This is a genomic window from Actinomadura roseirufa, assembly GCF_900659635.1.
GTDB classification, from domain to species: Bacteria; Actinomycetota; Actinomycetes; order Streptosporangiales; family Streptosporangiaceae; genus Spirillospora; species Spirillospora roseirufa.
In genome coordinates this window covers 1-14,424 of sequence record NZ_CAACVB010000204.1, presented here as the reverse complement: position 1 = coordinate 14,424, position 14,424 = coordinate 1, and the positions used below count along the sequence as shown (strand labels likewise).

Sequence of the window (14,424 nt, the reverse complement as noted above, 5' to 3'; positions counted from 1 at the left end):
GGCGGGAGGCCGAGCGGACGGCGCGTCCGGCGGCCAGGCCCGCCGCGAAGAAGGCGGGCCGCAAGCCCGGTCGCGGCGGGCGGGCGGGGGACGCGTGAGCCCGCCGGCCGTCCTCATCCACGCCGACCAGGACCTGCTCGCCCAGGCGGTCGCGGCGCGGCTGGTGACGCGGATCGTGGACGTCCAGGCGGCGCGGGGCTCGGCGTCGGTCGTACTGACCGGCGGCGGGGTCGGCACGGCGGTGCTCGCCGCGCTGGCGGCGACGGCCGCGCGGGACGCGATCGACTGGGCGCACCTCGACCTGTGGTGGGGCGACGAGCGCTTCCTGCCGTCCGGGGACCCCGAGCGCAACGAGACCGGTGCCCGCGCGGCGCTGCTCGACCACGTCGGCCTCGATCCCGCGCGGGTGCACGCGATGCCGGCCTCCGACGGCCCGGACGCCGACCCGGAGTCGGCGGCCGAGCGGTACGCGGCGGAGCTGCGCGCCGCGTCCCGGCCGGAGGACCACGGGCCGGTGCCCTCGTTCGACGTGCTGATGCTGGGCGTCGGCCCGGACGCGCACGTGGCGTCGCTGTTCCCGGAGATGCCCGCCGTGTACGACGGGCGCGCGGTGGTGGCGGTGCGCGGTGCCCCCAAGCCGCCGCCGACCCGGATCTCGCTGACCTTCCCGTCGCTGCACGCCGCCCGCGAGGTGTGGGTGCTGGCGGCCGGGAAGTCGAAGTCCACGGCGGTCCGGCTCGGGCTCTCGGAGGCCGGTCCCGTCCAGGTTCCGGTCGCGGGGGCGCGCGGGCGCCAGCGCACCCTGTTCCTGCTGGACCGTGCCGCGGCGTCGGAGCTGCCGCCCGGCATCGAGCGGATCGCCTCCCCCTGAGGCGGGTCCCGCCACGCGAGACCGGCCACGCGGCGCGTCTTCCGCGCCGTGTGGCCGGCCCCGGCGCCCTCGCCGGGACGCGCGCCGCGCGCCGCGTCCCGGCGTGTCGCTCATCACGGCGCACCCCCGCTGACCTGGGATGATCTGAACGATCACGGCGCTTCGGAAGGCCCACGCCGAAACGGCGCATACCCTGACGGCGGAGGGACCCGCGTCGAGCGAGGGGAGTTCCGTGGTGCTGAGGGGCCGGGCAGGGGCGGCGGGAGCGGCGATCATCGCGGCGGTGGCCATCGCCGCCGCCGGGTGCTCCTCCGGAGGCGGAAAGGACGCGGACGGCGGCGAGGGCCCGGGCAAGGAGGGCGGCAAGGCCGAGGACGCCGCGCGGCTGGCCATCACCCCGGCGACCGGTACGAGCCAGGTCGCCCCCGATCAGCCGGTCACGGTCAAGGCCGACCACGGCAAGCTCACCGGCGTCACCCTCACCTACGGCAAGAACCTGAAGGCCGAAGGCACGCTGGCCCCCGACGGCGGCTCCTGGAAGTCCACCGGGAACCTGCGCCCGTCCACCAAGTACACCGTGACGGCGCAGGGCAGCGGCGAGGGCGGCAAGCAGGTCACCGCGACCTCCACGTTCACCACGCTGACGCCGCGCGTGAAGCTGGAGACGGGCATGTCACCGCTCGAGGGCGAGACGGTCGGCGTGGGGATGCCCGTGCAGCTCCTGCTGTCGAAGCCGGTGGCCACCAAGGCGGGCAGGGCGGCCGTCGAGCGCGCCCTGGAGGTGCGCATGTCCCGCCCCGTCGAGGGCGCCTGGTACTGGATCAGCGACCAGGAGGTCGACTTCCGTCCACGCGAGTACTGGCCGTCCGGCGAGAAGGTACGGGTCGTCGCGCGTCTGGGCGGCCTCAAGGTCGGGGACGGCATGTACGGGATGAAGGACCGCGTCCTCACCTTCACGGTGGGCCCGAAGCACGTCACGACCATCAACGCCAAGACCCACCGGGCCACGGTGACCAACGGCGGCTCCACCGTCCGGACGATGAAGGTCAGCCTCGGCAAGCCCGGCGACGACAGCTACACCGGCGTGATGATCGCCCAGGAGAAGGCCGCCAAGATGGTCATGGACTCGGCCACGACCGGCGACCCCGGAGCCTACCGCATCCCGACGCAGTGGAACGTCCGCATGACCTACAGCGGGACGTTCGTGCACGCCGCCCCCTGGTCGACCGGCGCGCAGGGCAACTCCAACGTCAGCCACGGCTGCGTGAACGCCTCCCCCGACGACGCCAAGTGGTTCTTCAACTTCACCAACAGGGGCGACGTCATCGAGGTCACCGGCACCTCGCGCAAGCTGAGGTTCGGCAACGGGCCGACGCCCTGGGCCAAGTCCTGGGACGAGTGGGTCCAGGGCAGCGCCCTGGGCGCGCCCGTCACAGGCGCGCCCCTGAACTGACGGTGGTTCACTGACGGTGCTCACCGCCCGGCCCGGGACGCGCGTCCCGGGCCGGGCGGCGGTTCTCCCCGGTCCCGCCGTCAGCTCCGCGCCGGGGCCTCCGGGGCGCAGGTGAGATCCCGCGCCGGGAGCCTGCCGGTCAGCAGGTAGTCGTTGACCCGGTCGCGCACGCACCTGTTCGGGTAACCGCGCTGGTAGGGCGCGTGGACGTTCGCCGGAAGCGTGATCATCCGCGAGTCGCCGAGCAGCCGGTGCAGCGCCTCGTTGGCCTCATAGGTGGTGCGGGTGTCGCCGGTCGCGGCCACCATCAGCGCCGGCAGCCTCCCGCCGACCTCCGTCGCCGGCTCGGCGGGCTTCACCGGCCAGAACGCGCACGGGTTGACGTTGTAGGTCAGCGGCCCGAAGACCGGGCTCTTCGCGCGGTGCCGCTGGACCGCACGCCAGTATCCCTCGACGTCGCCGTCCGCCGCCCGGTCGCCGCAGACGATGGCGCTCTGGCCGCTGCCGTAGAACCCCTCGACGCCGGTCAGCAGGAACGTCAGCTCCTCCTCCAGGTCCTTGGTCGGCTCGGCGGACCCCTCCGCCGCGGCCTTCCGGAACACCCCGGCGGACTCCGCGAGGCTCGCCCGCGCGGCGTCCTCGTCATCGCCGAGGTTGTCGAACAGCACGAGCGGGAGCGTCCCGTCGTCGACCTTGAAGCGGCCGACCGAGAGGGGCTCGCGGCCCGCCTTCGCCAGGAGGCCGCGCACGGTGGCGAGGACCGCCTCGCGGGTGTCCCCGAGCCCGTAGGACGCGTGCCGCCTCGCCGTCCAGGCGGCCCAGTCGCCGAGCGCGCGGTCGTTGGCGTCCTCGCCGCCCGCCAGCAGTCCGGGACCCCATTCTGCGGGGTCCACCGAACTGTCGAGGAGGACGCGGTCGAGGCGCCCCGGGAACATGGTCGCGTAGACCGAGCCGAGGTAGGTGCCGTAGGACGCGCCGTTGTAGGACACCTTCCGCTCTCCGAGCGCGCCGCGGACGACGTCGATGTCGCGGGCGATGTTACGGGTGCTGATGTGCCGCAGCAGCTCCTGGTCCTTCCCCGCGCACCGTGCGGCCAGATCCCTGGCGAACGCGACGGACCGGTCGAACGAGCGCCGGTCCTCCCCCGCCGACCTGATCCACGTTCCGGCGGGCCAGCCGCAGTCGACGGGCGCGCTCCGGCCGAGCGAGCGCGGGTCCAGGCCGACGAGATCGTATCGGGAGCCCGCCTCGCCCATGACGCCGCGCATGTACGGCGGCATGTCGATGGCGGGGCCGGGGCCGCCGCCGTTGATGATCATCGTGCCGAGCCGGGGTCCCGGGCCGGACGCCCTGAGCCGCGAGATCGCGACCGTCAGCGTGCGCCCGTCCGGCCGGGCGTAGTCGAGCGGCACGGTCACGTCCGCGCACCGCGCCCCGGCCTTGTCCAGGTCCTTGCCGACCTGGTCGTCCTCGCCGAGCGCGCACGCCTTCCAGCGCAGCGGCTGGTGGTAGAAGCGGCCGAGCCCGTCCTGCCGCGGCGCGGCGGCCGACGCCCCCGCGGCCGGCACCGCGGCGGCCGCCGTCACCATCGCCGCGCCCACCGCCATGCCAGCCGCCATGCCAGCCGCCATGCCAGCCGCCATGGCGGCTCTCCTGGTCCTCGTCAAGGTCCCTCTCCTTGTCGGTGCCGCGAGGCTCATCGTTCGCACAGGGCCGCCTGGGCGATGTTCAGCTCGTCGTCGAACGCCTCCTGCGTGGACGGGTTCTCGTTGAAGACGACGGAGACCCGGCGGCCGGAGGGCCCGGTGACGGCGAGCGTGGTGAAGCCCTCAAGGTCGCCGAGATGCCCCCACCAGTCGCCGCCGCAGCGCAGCGACGTCTGGAGCAGGCCCAGCCCCGCCCGCGCGCCCGGCCACGTGCGGTCGGGGTCGGCCGCGACGGTCGCCTTCATCTCGGCGAGCCGGGACGCCGAGAGGAGCCGCCCGCCCAGGAGCGCGCCGTAGAACCGGTTCATGTCCCGGAGGGTGGAGACCAGGGCGCCGCCGGCGCCGCCCACGGTCGTGTTCACCTCGGTGTAGTCGTCCCAGCGGACGGCGCCGTCCTTCTCCACGCGCACATAGCCGCGCGGGTGCGGACCCCTGATCCTCATCTCGTCGCCCGGCCAGTAGGTGTCGCGCAGGCCCAGCGGCTCGACGATCCCCCTCTGGACCTCGTCCGCCAGGCTGTGCCCGGTGACCTTCTCGACGATCAGCCCGGCGATGACGTAGTTGGTGGTGGAGTAGTGCCACGCCCCCTCCGGACGCGGCAGGTCCAGGGCCCGCGCGACCAGTTCCCCCGGCTCGAAGTGCCGGGACGTGTACTCCTCCGCGCTCGCGAAGCCGTCCATGTGGTCGGGCAGGCCGCTGGTGTGCCGCAGGAGGCTCCGGACGGTGATCTCGCGGCCGTCGAAGCCGTTGCGGTCGATCAGGCCGGGCAGGTAGCGGTCGACCGGCGCGTCCAGGGAGATCGCGCCCCGGTCGGCGAGCTGGAGGACCCGGGTGGCGGTGAAGCTCTTGGTGACGCTGCCGATCCGCCCCCGCAGGTCCGCCCGCATCGGCCGGCCCGTCCGGCGGTCCGCCACGCCGCTCGCGGCCGTCCAGGTCCCGCACGCCGGGTCGTCGATCCGGATCGCCGCGCCGGTCAGTTTGTGCACCCGTGTCATGCGCTCCAGGGCGCTCCGCGTGGCGGGGCGGTCGCCGCACCCGGCCCGCGCGGGCTCGGCCCGCGCGGGCACCGCGACGGCCGTCCCGCCCGCCACCGCCACCCCGGTGACGGCCGCCACGGCGGCCCGGCGCGCACGCGGGCGCCGTTCGAATGGTGTGTTGGTCATGTGCTCCGACGCTAGGCGGGGCACGCGGCCCGCCACATTACGGCGATCACCCCGGTCGGGCCTCGGGACAACGGCAGCCGGTGACTGGTGCTGCCCCCATGTACGCGAGGCGGCCGGACACCGCGCCGCACGCCCCCGGCCCACGCGGGCGACCAAAGTCGGTGCGGCGGCTACCGGTGCCCGCGTCCGGCGGCGGCCGGTGTCGGTAGCGTTGACCGGGTGGAACTCCGGCGACCGTGGCGCGACTGGGTCGGTGACGCGGCCGTCACCGCCGCCGCCGCGGCGCTCGGGCTGCTCGTCCTGCAGCAGTCGCGGCACGACCTGCCGGGCGGTGCGCAGGTGGTCGTGGCCCGGGACGTCGCGATCGGCGCGGTCACCTGGGTCGTGCTCCTGCTGCTGCGGCGCGCCCACCCGGTTCCCGTCGCGCTGGTGATGATCGCGGCGCAGTTCGCCGCGTCCACCGCGTTCGGCTCGGCGGCGCTCGCGGTGTTCTCCGTCGCGGTCCACCGGCCGTGGCGGGCGCCGGTGCTGGTCGGCGCCGTCAACATGGCGGTGCTGGTCGTGCTGTTCCGGATCGCGGCGCTCTCGGAGCGCGCGTTCCGGGAGGGCGTGGTCACCTTCGGGCTCCTGTACGCGGTGTTGGTGTCCACGGGCATGCTGGTGCGGTCCAGGCGGCAGCTCATCGCGTCGCTGAGGGAGCGGGCCCGCGCGGCGGAGGCCGAGCAGCGGCTGCGGGTCGAGGAGGGGCGGCTGCTGGAGCGCGAGCGGCTCGCCCGGGAGATGCACGACGTGCTCGCGCACCGCATCTCGCTGCTGGCCGTGCACGCGGGGGCGCTGGAGTTCCGCCCGGACGCGCCCGCCGACCAGCGCGAGGCCGCCGGGATCATCCGGCAGAGCGCCTACGAGGCGATGGAGGACCTGCGCGAGGTCATCGGGGTGCTGCTCGACGACTCCGCCGACCCCGCCCCCGAACGTCCCCAGCCCACGCTCGCCGACGTCGCCGCGCTGGTGGAGGAGTCGCGGCGGGCCGGGGCCCGGGTGAGCCTGGACGACCGGGTCGCCGATCCGGCGGCGGTCCCGGCCCGGGTCGGCCGGCACGCCTACCGGATCGTCCAGGAGGGGCTGACGAACGCCCGCAAGCACGCGCCGGGCGCCCTCGTCCGGGTCGTCCTGGACTCCCCCGGCGGGGCGGACCTGACGGTCGAGATCGTCAATCCCCTTCCGCCCGGCCCGCCGCCGGACCCGCTGCCCGGCGCCGGCGCGGGCCTGGTCGGGCTGGGCGAGCGCGTCGCCATGCTCGGCGGCGACCTGGAGCACGGCGGCACCGGCGACGGGCGATTCCGGCTGCGCGCACGCCTCCCCCTCCCCGGCTGATCCCCCGCGCCGGTCCTCCCGCCGGAACGCGCATGGCCGCCCGGACGGGGGGCATGGGGAGGGCATGGCAGACGAACCGGCGGCCAAGCCCATCCTGGAGGACCTCGACCGCGCCGAATGCATGCGCCTGATCGCCCCCGGCGGCGTCGGGCGGGTCGCCTACGACGACGGCGAGGGCCCCACGGTGGTGCCGGTGAACTACGCCGTCGACGGGGAGTCGGTCGTGTTCCGCACGTCGGTGTCCGGGCGGCTCAGCCGCAGCCTGCTGACGGCGATCACCGGCGGGAACGTCCGCGCCGCGTTCGAGGTCGACCGCCTCGACGAGGCGTCCCGCTCGGGCTGGAGCGTGCTGCTGCGCGGCGGCGCGCACCGGCTCAGCGACGAGGAGCGCGACGCGGCGGTCCGCGTCGACCCGTGGCCGGGCGACGAGCGCGAGGCGTGGTTCCGGCTGCCCGCCGCGGAGGTGAGCGGCCGCCGCCTGCGCTCCTCGCCATGACGGCCTCCGGGCGCCGGCCGGCACTCTAGAGTGGCGGCATGGACTCACCCCCCATCCGCGTGCTCATCGTCGACGACGACGCGCTCGTCCGGGCCGGTCTGTCGATGATGCTGGCGGGCGCCGGCGACCTCGAAGTGGTGGGGGACGTCGCCGACGGCGCCGAGGTGGTCCCCGCGGTGAACGCGCACCGCCCCGACGTCGTGCTGATGGACATCCGGATGCCGCGGCTGGACGGCCTGGCCGCCACCGAGCGGTTGCGCGCCCGCCGCGAGCCCCCCGAGATCATCATCCTGACGACGTTCGACACCGACGACCACATCCTGCGCGCCATGCGCGCGGGGGCGAGCGGGTTCCTGCTCAAGCACACCCCGCCGCCGGAGATCGTCCGGGCGATCCGGCAGGTCGCCTCGGGAGAGCCGATGGTGTCGCCCGCGGTGATGCGCAAGATGATGTCCTACGTCGCCGAGACCGGCGTCGACCCGCGCCGCGAGCGCGCCCGCGAGCTGCTCGGCCGGCTCAGCGAGGGCGAGCGGGCGGTCGCCGCGCTCGTCGGGCAGGGCCGCACCAACGGCGAGATCGGCCGCGAGCTGTCGCTCAGCGTCGCGACCGTCAAGGCGTACGTCTCACGCCTGCTGACCAAGCTCGAGCTCAACAACCGCGTCCAGATCGCCCTGCTCGTCCACGACTCCGAATAGACACCGGTCAGGGCGCGCGCTCGCGTGACGGCTGAGGACCACTGTTCGGACCGGGTGGGGGCTACTTCGGTCTCGGGTGATGTGGACCTTCGGCCGCTGCCGCGGGGCGGCCGGGCCCGCGAGGCTGGGCGCATGATCAACGTCGAGCATCTGACCAAGCGCTACGGGGACGTCGCGGCGGTGGAGGACGTGTCGTTCCATTGCGCGCCCGGCACCGTCACCGGGTTCCTCGGTCCGAACGGGGCGGGCAAGTCGACCACCATGAGGATGATCTGCGGGCTGACCCCGCCGACGTCGGGCTCGGCGACCGTCAAGGGCGTCCCGTTCCGGCGCATCGCCAACCCGGGCAGGCACGCCGGGATCCTGCTGGACGCCGCCGCGCAGCACCCCGGCCGCACCGGGCGCGAGACGCTGGCGCTCACCGCGCAGCTCACCGGCGCCGGCCGGCAGCGCGCCGGCGAGCTGCTCGAACTGGTCGGGCTCGCGGGCCGGCCGGCGCGGCGGCGCGTCGGCGGCTACTCGCTCGGCATGCGCCAGCGGCTCGGCCTCGCCCAGGCCCTGGTCGGCGACCCGAGCGTGCTGATCCTGGACGAGCCGGCGAACGGCCTGGACCCCGAGGGCATCTTCTGGATGCGCGGCCTGCTGCGCGACTTCGCCGACCGGGGCGGGACGGTGCTGCTGTCGTCCCATCTGCTGCACGAGGTCGAGGCCGTCGCGGACCGGTTCGTGGTCATCGCGAACGGCCGGGTCGCCGCGCAGGGCACCAAGGGGGAACTGCTCGCCGCCCCGGACGGCACGCGGGTCCGGGCGCTGGACCGGGCCGCGTTGGAGGCCGCGCTGGCGTCGGCCGGGCTGCGCTGGCGGCGCGAGAGCGACGGCGAGCTGGTCGTGCGGGGCGGCGCCGAGCCGGTCGGGCGGGCCGCCGCCGCGGCGGGCGTGGTGCTGCTGGAGCTCGGCCGGGCCGGCGGGGGCGGCCTGGAGGAGCTGTTCCTCACTCTCACCGGGGCCGCGTCCGCTCCCCCGGACCGGACCGCGGCCGGCGCGATGGCGCCCGGCCGTGAAGGAGCGCTGCGATGACCGCCGTCCACGACCGTCCCGCCGCGCTGCTGGAACCCGCGCGGCCTCCGCTCGCCCGGCTCGTCGCCGTGGAGCTGCGCAAGATGGTCGACACCCGGGCGGGCCGGTGGATGCTCGTCCTCATCGGGCTGACCGCGGTGGCGATGGTGCCCGTCGTGCTGTTCGCGGAGGACAAGGACGAGCAGTCGCTCGGGAGCTTCTTCATCGGGTCCCAGACGGGGGTGAACCTGCTCCTGCCGGTCCTCGGGATCCTGTCGGTGACGAGCGAGTGGTCACAGCGGACGGCGCTGGCCACCTTCACGCTCGTCCCCGAGCGCGGGCGGGTGCTGGCGGCCAAGCTCCTGGGCGGCGCGTGCCTGGCCGCCGGGTTCGCCGCCGTAGGCGTGGTGGTCGCCTTCCTCGGCCGGGTCACGGGCGCGACGCTCGGCCGGTCGGGCGGATCCTGGTCGCCGCCCCCGCAGCTCCTCGGCGGGACCCTGCTGTACGGCTTCGTCGTCGTGGCGATGGGGGTGGCCTACGGGATGCTGTTCATGAACTCGCCGCTGGCGATCGTCCTGTACTTCCTGCTGCCCACGCTCTGGAGCACGCTCGGGCCGATGGTGGAGAAGCTGGAGGGCCCGGCGGGCTGGTTCGACACCAACAAGACGCTCGCGACGCTGATGGACCCGGGCGTCACCCTGAACGAGTGGGCACGGATCGCCACGTCCCTCGCGGTGTGGCTGGTGCTCCCGCTCGTCTTCGGCGCGATGCGGCTGGCCCGCCGGGAGGTGAAGTAGTCACACGCCGGTGGTGGACCCCGGCCGCACGATCATGAGGACGGTCACGACCGCCCAGAGCAGGTTGAACACCCCGGTCTGGGCGGCCAGCCGCGCGGCGGGGGCCGTCGCCCCGGCCCCGCCGCCCGTGGCCAGCAGCCGCTGCTGGCCCGGCAGGATCGCCATCATCAGCACTCCGGCCGCGATCCCGGTCAGCACGATCGACGCGATCAGCCACGGGTCGCCGAGGACCCCGAGCCGCGCGCCGGTCAGGAACCCGAACAACGGCACCACGAGGCCGACCCCGCTGTAGACGCGGCAGACCCGGTGCAGCAGCACGGCCGTCCCGTCCCGCTCCGGCGCCCTGGCGTAACGGGGGAACATCGAGGCGGCCACGGCGACCGGGCCGATCGCCAGGATCGCGGCCAGGACGTGCACGGACAGCAGCAGCTTCGTCACCGTCGCTCCTTCGTCAATAGGTTGGCTGCCAATACGTACCATGCCGACGCTTATTTGTGTAGGCTGCCTACTCATGAGGGCGGACGCGGTACGAGGGCATCTGGACGGCCTGCTGCTGGCCGTCCTGGAGTCGGGCCCGCTGCACGGCTACGCGATCATCGCCGCGGTCCAGGACCGCAGCGGCGGGGCGCTGGAGCTGCGCACCGGCACGATCTATCCGGCGCTGAACCGGCTGGAGCGGCTCGGCCTGCTCACCAGCAGCTGGGAGGCGGCCGGGGAGCGGCAGCGGCGCCGCTACCGGCTCACCGACGCCGGCCGCCGGACCCTGGACGGTGAGCGCGCGGCCTGGCGCGAGTTCACCACGGTGATCGGCTCCGTGCTGAACCCCGCCGCACCACCGAGCCCGGCCACATGAGCGGCGCCGACCCGGCCGGCGACCCGATCGGCGACTACGTCGCCGACCTGTCGGCCGCGCTGCACGGGCCGGCCCGGGCCAAGGCCAGGCTGATCCGGGAGATCCACGAGGGCCTCACCGACGCGGTGGACGCGCACGCCGCCGAGGGCCTCCCCCGCCATCAGGCCGCCCGGCTTGCCATCCGGGAGTTCGGGACCGCCGCCGACCTCGTCCCCTGCTGCCAGCGGGAGCTGACGATCGCGCAGGCCCGGCACACCGCCCGCGCCGCGGCCCGCACCGTCCCGTTCCTCCTCGCCTGCTGGCTGCTGCTCTGGACGGCCGTCCCGGACGGCGGCTGGGCGCCGCGGCTGCTGACCGTCCACCTCGCCGGGGTCGCGGGCACCGTCGCGCTGCTCGCCGCGGCGACGCCGGCCGTCACCGGCGCGCTCGCCCGCCGGCTGCCGGTCCCCCGGCGGCTGCCGCTGGCCGTCGCCTGGACCGGCACCACCGCCGGCCTCGGCATGGCGGTCGCCGCGCTCGCCCTCATCACCTCGTCCCCGCTCGCCGCGGACTGGCCGCCGCTCGCCCTGGCCGGCGTCCTCGCCGCCGTCGCCCACGGCATGGTCGCCACCTCGGCGCGCGCCTGCCGCCGCTGCGCCCGGCTGAAAACCGCGTGACACCGCGCGCCCCGGTGGCGCACCCTGGAGCCCGCGGCGCCCGGCCGGCGCCGCCCGGCCACGGGGGGTTGCCATGATCGACGCCGAGACCGTCCAGCGGTACGGCCTGCCCGGTCACCTCAGGTCCGTGCCCGACGAGATCGAGGCCCGCGACCTGCCGGTCACCGGCGCGCTGCCGCCCGAACTGAACGGCCGGTACGTCCGCAACGGCCCCAACGCCCTGCCGGGGACCGCCACCGATCATCTCCAGGTCGGACCCGGCATGCTGCACGGCGTCCGGCTCCGCGACGGACGCGCCGAGTGGTACCGCAACCGCTGGGTCCGCACCGGCTGGTTCCACGGCCGGTCGTTCGTGCGGCCCGACGGCACGCTGGACCTGACCGCGCCGTCCGCGAACACCCACGTCCTGCGGCACGCCGGGCGCGTCCTCGCGCTCGTCGAGGTCGGCCTCCCCCACGAGGTCACCGCGGATCTCGACACCGTCGGCCCGTGCGACTTCGGCGGCCGGCTCACCACCGCGATGACCGCGCACCCCAAACGCCACCCCGGTACCGGTGACCTGCACTTCTTCGGCTACGGGATGCGCCCGCCCTTCCTCACCCACCATCGGCTCGACGCGCGGGGAGACCTCGTCCACAGCCGCGAGGTCACCGTCCCGGCCGGGACGATGATGCACGACTTCGCCATCACCGACCATTACGTCGTCTGGCTCGACCTTCCGGTCACCTTCCGGCGGGATCTCGTGGGCCGGGCCATGCCCTACCGCTGGGACGACGCCTACGGCGCCCGCCTCGGCCTCATGCGCCACGACGTCCCGGACGCCCCCGTCCGCTGGTTCGACATCGAGCCGTGCTTCGTCTTCCACGTCGGCAACGCCCACGAGGACGCCGCCGGGCGGATCGTCCTGGACGCCGTCCGCTACTCCCGCGCCGAGTTCACGGCCCTGTGGGAGCTGCTCGCCCGCATGGTCACGCTGCCGGACGCGTCCGCGCCCGCCGTCGGCCGCGCCCGCCTGCACCGATGGACGCTCGACCCGAGCACCGGCCGGGCCGCGGAGACCCCCCTGGACGACCGCGCGGTGGAGTTCCCCACCCTCGACGACGACCGGACCGGACTCCCGTCCAGGTACCTGTACACGGTCACCGGAACCGAGCCGCTCAGCCGCGACGCCTGCGCCGTGGTCAAGTACGACACCGCCACCGGCGCCGTGACCGCCTACGACCTGGATCCGGACACCATGGTCGGCGAGGCCGTCTTCGTCCCCGCCACCGCCGGTGACCGCGCCGAGGACGACGGCTGGCTCCTCACCATCGCCACCCGCCGCGACGGTGGCGCCTCGCGGCTCCTCGTCCTGGACGCCGCGAACCTCCCCGCGGGCCCGGTCGCCCACGTCGACCTGCCCCGCGGCGTCCCGTCCGGCTTCCACGGCTCCTGGATCCCCGAGGACGCCTGACCCGGGGAACGTCGGCGGCCGCGGCCGGGACGGCCTCCATGACCGTCCGGCCCGGCCGGCATCAGTGACCGGACACTTTGGACGCCAAGTCCTCACGTCGATGTGAAGGTCAAGCCGGAGCGAAGGGGGTGCACTGTTCCGGTCAGCCGGCCGCAGCGGGCCTCTGACGGCCCCCGACGCCGCCTCAGGAGCAGACCGGCCCCCGCCTCCGAAGAGCGTCGCAGGACCGCGTGCGGCGCGGCTCAAGGGGACGGCGGGACCCCGGGCCGGGGCGACCGGCCCGGGGCGGCGGTCAGGCGTTGGGCGGCAGGTCGGTTCCGGCGCCGCGGCGGCGGACGGCGACCAGATCGATGTGCGCGGGGACGGCGGCGGCCCCGGCGGGCTCGGGCGCGGGGGCCGGAGCGGGGGCCGGGGCGGGGGCACCGTCCGCGCGGCGGTGCTCGGGCATGGTCGCGACGTCGGCGCCCTCCACCTCGAAACCGGCATCGGCGATCATGTCGAGGTCGGCCTTGCCCGCCTGGCCCTCGCTGGTCAGGTAGTCGCCCAGGAAGATCGAGTTGACGATGTGCAGGGCCAGCGGCTGCAGGGTGCGCAGATGGATCTCCCGGCCGCCCGAGAGACGGACCTCGATGTCCGGGCAGACGAACCGGACCATCGCGAGAATGCGCAGGCACCGCTGCGGCGTCAGCGTCCACCGCCCCTCCAGCGGCGTGCCCTCGAACGGGATCAGGAAGTTCACCGGGACGGAATCGACGTCCAGCTCGCGGAGCGCGAACACCACGTCCACGAGGTCCTCGTCGGTCTCCCCCATCCCGGCGATCAGCCCGGAGCACGCCGACAGTCCCGCCTCGCGCGACTTGGCGACGGTGTCGGCGCGGTCCTCGAAGCCGTGGGTGGTGCAGATGTCGGCGTACTGGGCCTCGGAGGTGTTGAGGTTGTGGTTGTAGGCGTGGGCGCCCGCCTCGCGCAGCGCCTCGCCCTGCCCGTCGCGCAGCAGGCCGAGGCAGGCGCAGATCTCCACCTCGCCCCGCTCCTTGATCGCGGCGATGGTGTCGGCGACGCGCTTGACGTCCCGGTCGGTGGGTCCCCGGCCGCTGGCGACCAGGCACACCCGCTTGGCGCCCGCCGCCATCCCGGCGGCGGCGGCGTCCGCGGCCTCCTCCGGCTTCAACCAGGTGTAGGTGAGGATCTCCGCCTTGGACCCGAGCCGCTGGGAACAGTACGTGCAGTCCTCCGGGCACAGCCCGGACTTCAGGTTGACCAGATAGTTCAGCTTGACCCGGCGCCCGAACCAGTGGCGCCGGACGCGGCCCGCCGCGGCCACCACGTCGAGCAGGTCGTCGTCGGAGGTCGCCAGCAGGGCCAGCGCCTCGTCCCGCGTCGGCGGCTCACGCCGCAGTCCCTTGCCGGCCAGGGTCTCGAGAAGGCTCATGGTGCCCGATCCTGCCCGGTGCCCCACCCCCGGCCAAGAAGCGCCCCCCACAAAGCGACCGAATCCAATTTTGTACGGCCGCGCTCGTCCCCGCCGGTCGGTCCCGGATCCGCCCGCCGGGCACGGGAGACCACCGTGATGATCATGACCGGAACGGCCGGCCGTTCACGTCCGGCGCGGCGTCGCCCAGTTGTGCGCGATCTCCCGCGCGGCGTCGCGGACGAGGGGGCGGTACCGCCCGACCGCCGCGCGGGTGAAGCGGTGCCGGGGCCCGCACACGCTGATGGACCCGCGGACCTCGCCGTCCGGGCCGAACAGCGGCGCGGCGACGGCGCCCGCGTCGGCCTGCCGCTCGCCGACCGACGCCACCGCGCCGTCCCGCACCGTCGCGGCGAGCCTCGCGCGCAGTGCCGCGAGGT

15 protein-coding genes are annotated in these 14,424 nt (G+C 75.0%); 10 read left to right on the top strand and 5 right to left on the bottom strand.

Annotation, left to right across the window (positions count from 1 at the left end; genetic code table 11):
- Positions 1–94: 94 nt before the first annotated feature.
- Both pgl and E1291_RS31020 read left to right on the top strand, forming a co-directional pair.
- On the top strand, positions 95–871 hold the full coding sequence (pgl, locus tag E1291_RS31025) for a 6-phosphogluconolactonase (RefSeq protein WP_131741636.1): 777 nt from the start codon (positions 95–97) through the stop codon (positions 869–871).
- Positions 872–1,103: 232 nt separating this feature from the next.
- Entirely contained in the window at positions 1,104–2,324 is a 1,221-nt protein-coding gene (locus E1291_RS31020) for a L,D-transpeptidase (protein WP_242614479.1), read from the top strand.
- Between the two features lie 80 nt (positions 2,325–2,404).
- On the opposite strand, the gene E1291_RS31015 is transcribed toward E1291_RS31020, so the two are convergent.
- Both E1291_RS31015 and E1291_RS31010 read right to left on the bottom strand, forming a co-directional pair.
- A complete protein-coding gene (locus E1291_RS31015) occupies positions 2,405–3,943 on the bottom strand; it encodes an alpha/beta hydrolase (RefSeq protein ID WP_207401027.1) in 1,539 nt (512 codons plus the stop codon).
- 77 nt (positions 3,944–4,020) lie between these two features.
- A complete protein-coding gene (locus tag E1291_RS31010) occupies positions 4,021–5,193 on the bottom strand; it encodes a serine hydrolase domain-containing protein (protein WP_131741634.1) in 1,173 nt (390 codons plus the stop codon).
- 219 nt (positions 5,194–5,412) lie between these two features.
- Here E1291_RS31010 and E1291_RS31005 point away from each other — a divergent pair, with 219 nt between their 5' ends.
- The 5 genes from E1291_RS31005 (at position 5,413) to E1291_RS30985 (ending at position 9,611) form a co-directional block, all read left to right on the top strand.
- Positions 5,413–6,567: a sensor histidine kinase gene (locus E1291_RS31005; RefSeq protein WP_131741633.1), complete on the top strand. Its 1,155-nt coding sequence runs from the start codon at positions 5,413–5,415 to the stop codon at positions 6,565–6,567.
- Positions 6,568–6,631: 64 nt separating this feature from the next.
- On the top strand, positions 6,632–7,063 hold the full coding sequence (locus E1291_RS31000; protein WP_131741632.1) for a pyridoxamine 5'-phosphate oxidase family protein: 432 nt from the start codon (positions 6,632–6,634) through the stop codon (positions 7,061–7,063).
- A 38-nt stretch (positions 7,064–7,101) separates the two neighbouring features.
- Positions 7,102–7,758, top strand: a complete 657-nt coding sequence (locus E1291_RS30995; protein WP_131741631.1) for a response regulator transcription factor — start codon at positions 7,102–7,104, stop codon at positions 7,756–7,758.
- A gap of 132 nt (positions 7,759–7,890) precedes the next feature.
- Positions 7,891–8,835 (top strand): ABC transporter ATP-binding protein, encoded by a 945-nt coding sequence (locus tag E1291_RS30990; protein ID WP_131741630.1) that lies wholly within the window; start codon positions 7,891–7,893, stop codon positions 8,833–8,835.
- Positions 8,832–9,611: an ABC transporter permease gene (locus E1291_RS30985; RefSeq protein ID WP_131741629.1), complete on the top strand. Its 780-nt coding sequence runs from the start codon at positions 8,832–8,834 to the stop codon at positions 9,609–9,611. Before E1291_RS30990 ends, E1291_RS30985 begins: the two co-directional genes overlap by 4 nt.
- Here the strand turns inward: E1291_RS30985 and E1291_RS30980 are convergent, their stop codons facing one another.
- Positions 9,612–10,049: a hypothetical protein gene (locus E1291_RS30980; RefSeq protein ID WP_131741628.1), complete on the bottom strand. Its 438-nt coding sequence runs from the start codon at positions 10,047–10,049 to the stop codon at positions 9,612–9,614.
- Between the two features lie 73 nt (positions 10,050–10,122).
- Between E1291_RS30980 and E1291_RS30975 the strand changes: the two genes are divergently transcribed.
- The 3 genes from E1291_RS30975 to E1291_RS30965 all read left to right on the top strand — a co-directional run bounded on the left by E1291_RS30975 (position 10,123) and on the right by E1291_RS30965 (position 12,573).
- The gene (locus E1291_RS30975) at positions 10,123–10,464 is read left to right on the top strand and encodes a PadR family transcriptional regulator (protein ID WP_131741627.1); all 342 of its coding nucleotides are present in this window, start codon (positions 10,123–10,125) and stop codon (positions 10,462–10,464) included.
- Complete coding sequence (locus tag E1291_RS30970; RefSeq protein ID WP_131741626.1) at positions 10,461–11,120, top strand: permease prefix domain 1-containing protein; 660 nt, start codon at positions 10,461–10,463, stop codon at positions 11,118–11,120. Before E1291_RS30975 ends, E1291_RS30970 begins: the two co-directional genes overlap by 4 nt.
- 73 nt (positions 11,121–11,193) lie before the next feature.
- Positions 11,194–12,573: a carotenoid oxygenase family protein gene (locus tag E1291_RS30965; protein ID WP_207401026.1), complete on the top strand. Its 1,380-nt coding sequence runs from the start codon at positions 11,194–11,196 to the stop codon at positions 12,571–12,573.
- 292 nt (positions 12,574–12,865) lie between these two features.
- Here the strand turns inward: E1291_RS30965 and bioB are convergent, their stop codons facing one another.
- Together bioB and E1291_RS30955 are read right to left on the bottom strand one after the other, a co-directional pair.
- Complete coding sequence (gene bioB, locus E1291_RS30960; RefSeq protein ID WP_131741625.1) at positions 12,866–14,005, bottom strand: biotin synthase BioB; 1,140 nt, start codon at positions 14,003–14,005, stop codon at positions 12,866–12,868.
- 165 nt (positions 14,006–14,170) lie between these two features.
- Positions 14,171–14,424: IclR family transcriptional regulator domain-containing protein (locus E1291_RS30955; RefSeq protein ID WP_278045294.1), on the bottom strand; the 254-nt coding region annotated here is incomplete at its 5' end.

What these genes read in the sequence shown, in the direction of transcription:
- E1291_RS31015 (WP_207401027.1), bottom strand. Translation starts at nt 3,943, where the DNA reads ATGGCGGCTGGCATGGCGGTGGGCGCGGCGATGGTGACGGCGGCCGCC.
- E1291_RS31010 (WP_131741634.1), bottom strand. Translation starts at nt 5,193, where the DNA reads ATGACCAACACACCATTCGAACGGCGCCCGCGTGCGCGCCGGGCCGCC.
- E1291_RS31000 (WP_131741632.1), top strand. Translation starts at nt 6,632, where the DNA reads ATGGCAGACGAACCGGCGGCCAAGCCCATCCTGGAGGACCTCGACCGC.
- E1291_RS30995 (WP_131741631.1), top strand. Translation starts at nt 7,102, where the DNA reads ATGGACTCACCCCCCATCCGCGTGCTCATCGTCGACGACGACGCGCTC.
- E1291_RS30990 (WP_131741630.1), top strand. Translation starts at nt 7,891, where the DNA reads ATGATCAACGTCGAGCATCTGACCAAGCGCTACGGGGACGTCGCGGCG.
- E1291_RS30985 (WP_131741629.1), top strand. Translation starts at nt 8,832, where the DNA reads ATGACCGCCGTCCACGACCGTCCCGCCGCGCTGCTGGAACCCGCGCGG.
- E1291_RS30975 (WP_131741627.1), top strand. Translation starts at nt 10,123, where the DNA reads ATGAGGGCGGACGCGGTACGAGGGCATCTGGACGGCCTGCTGCTGGCC.
- E1291_RS30970 (WP_131741626.1), top strand. Translation starts at nt 10,461, where the DNA reads ATGAGCGGCGCCGACCCGGCCGGCGACCCGATCGGCGACTACGTCGCC.
- E1291_RS30965 (WP_207401026.1), top strand. Translation starts at nt 11,194, where the DNA reads ATGATCGACGCCGAGACCGTCCAGCGGTACGGCCTGCCCGGTCACCTC.
- bioB (WP_131741625.1), bottom strand. Translation starts at nt 14,005, where the DNA reads ATGAGCCTTCTCGAGACCCTGGCCGGCAAGGGACTGCGGCGTGAGCCG.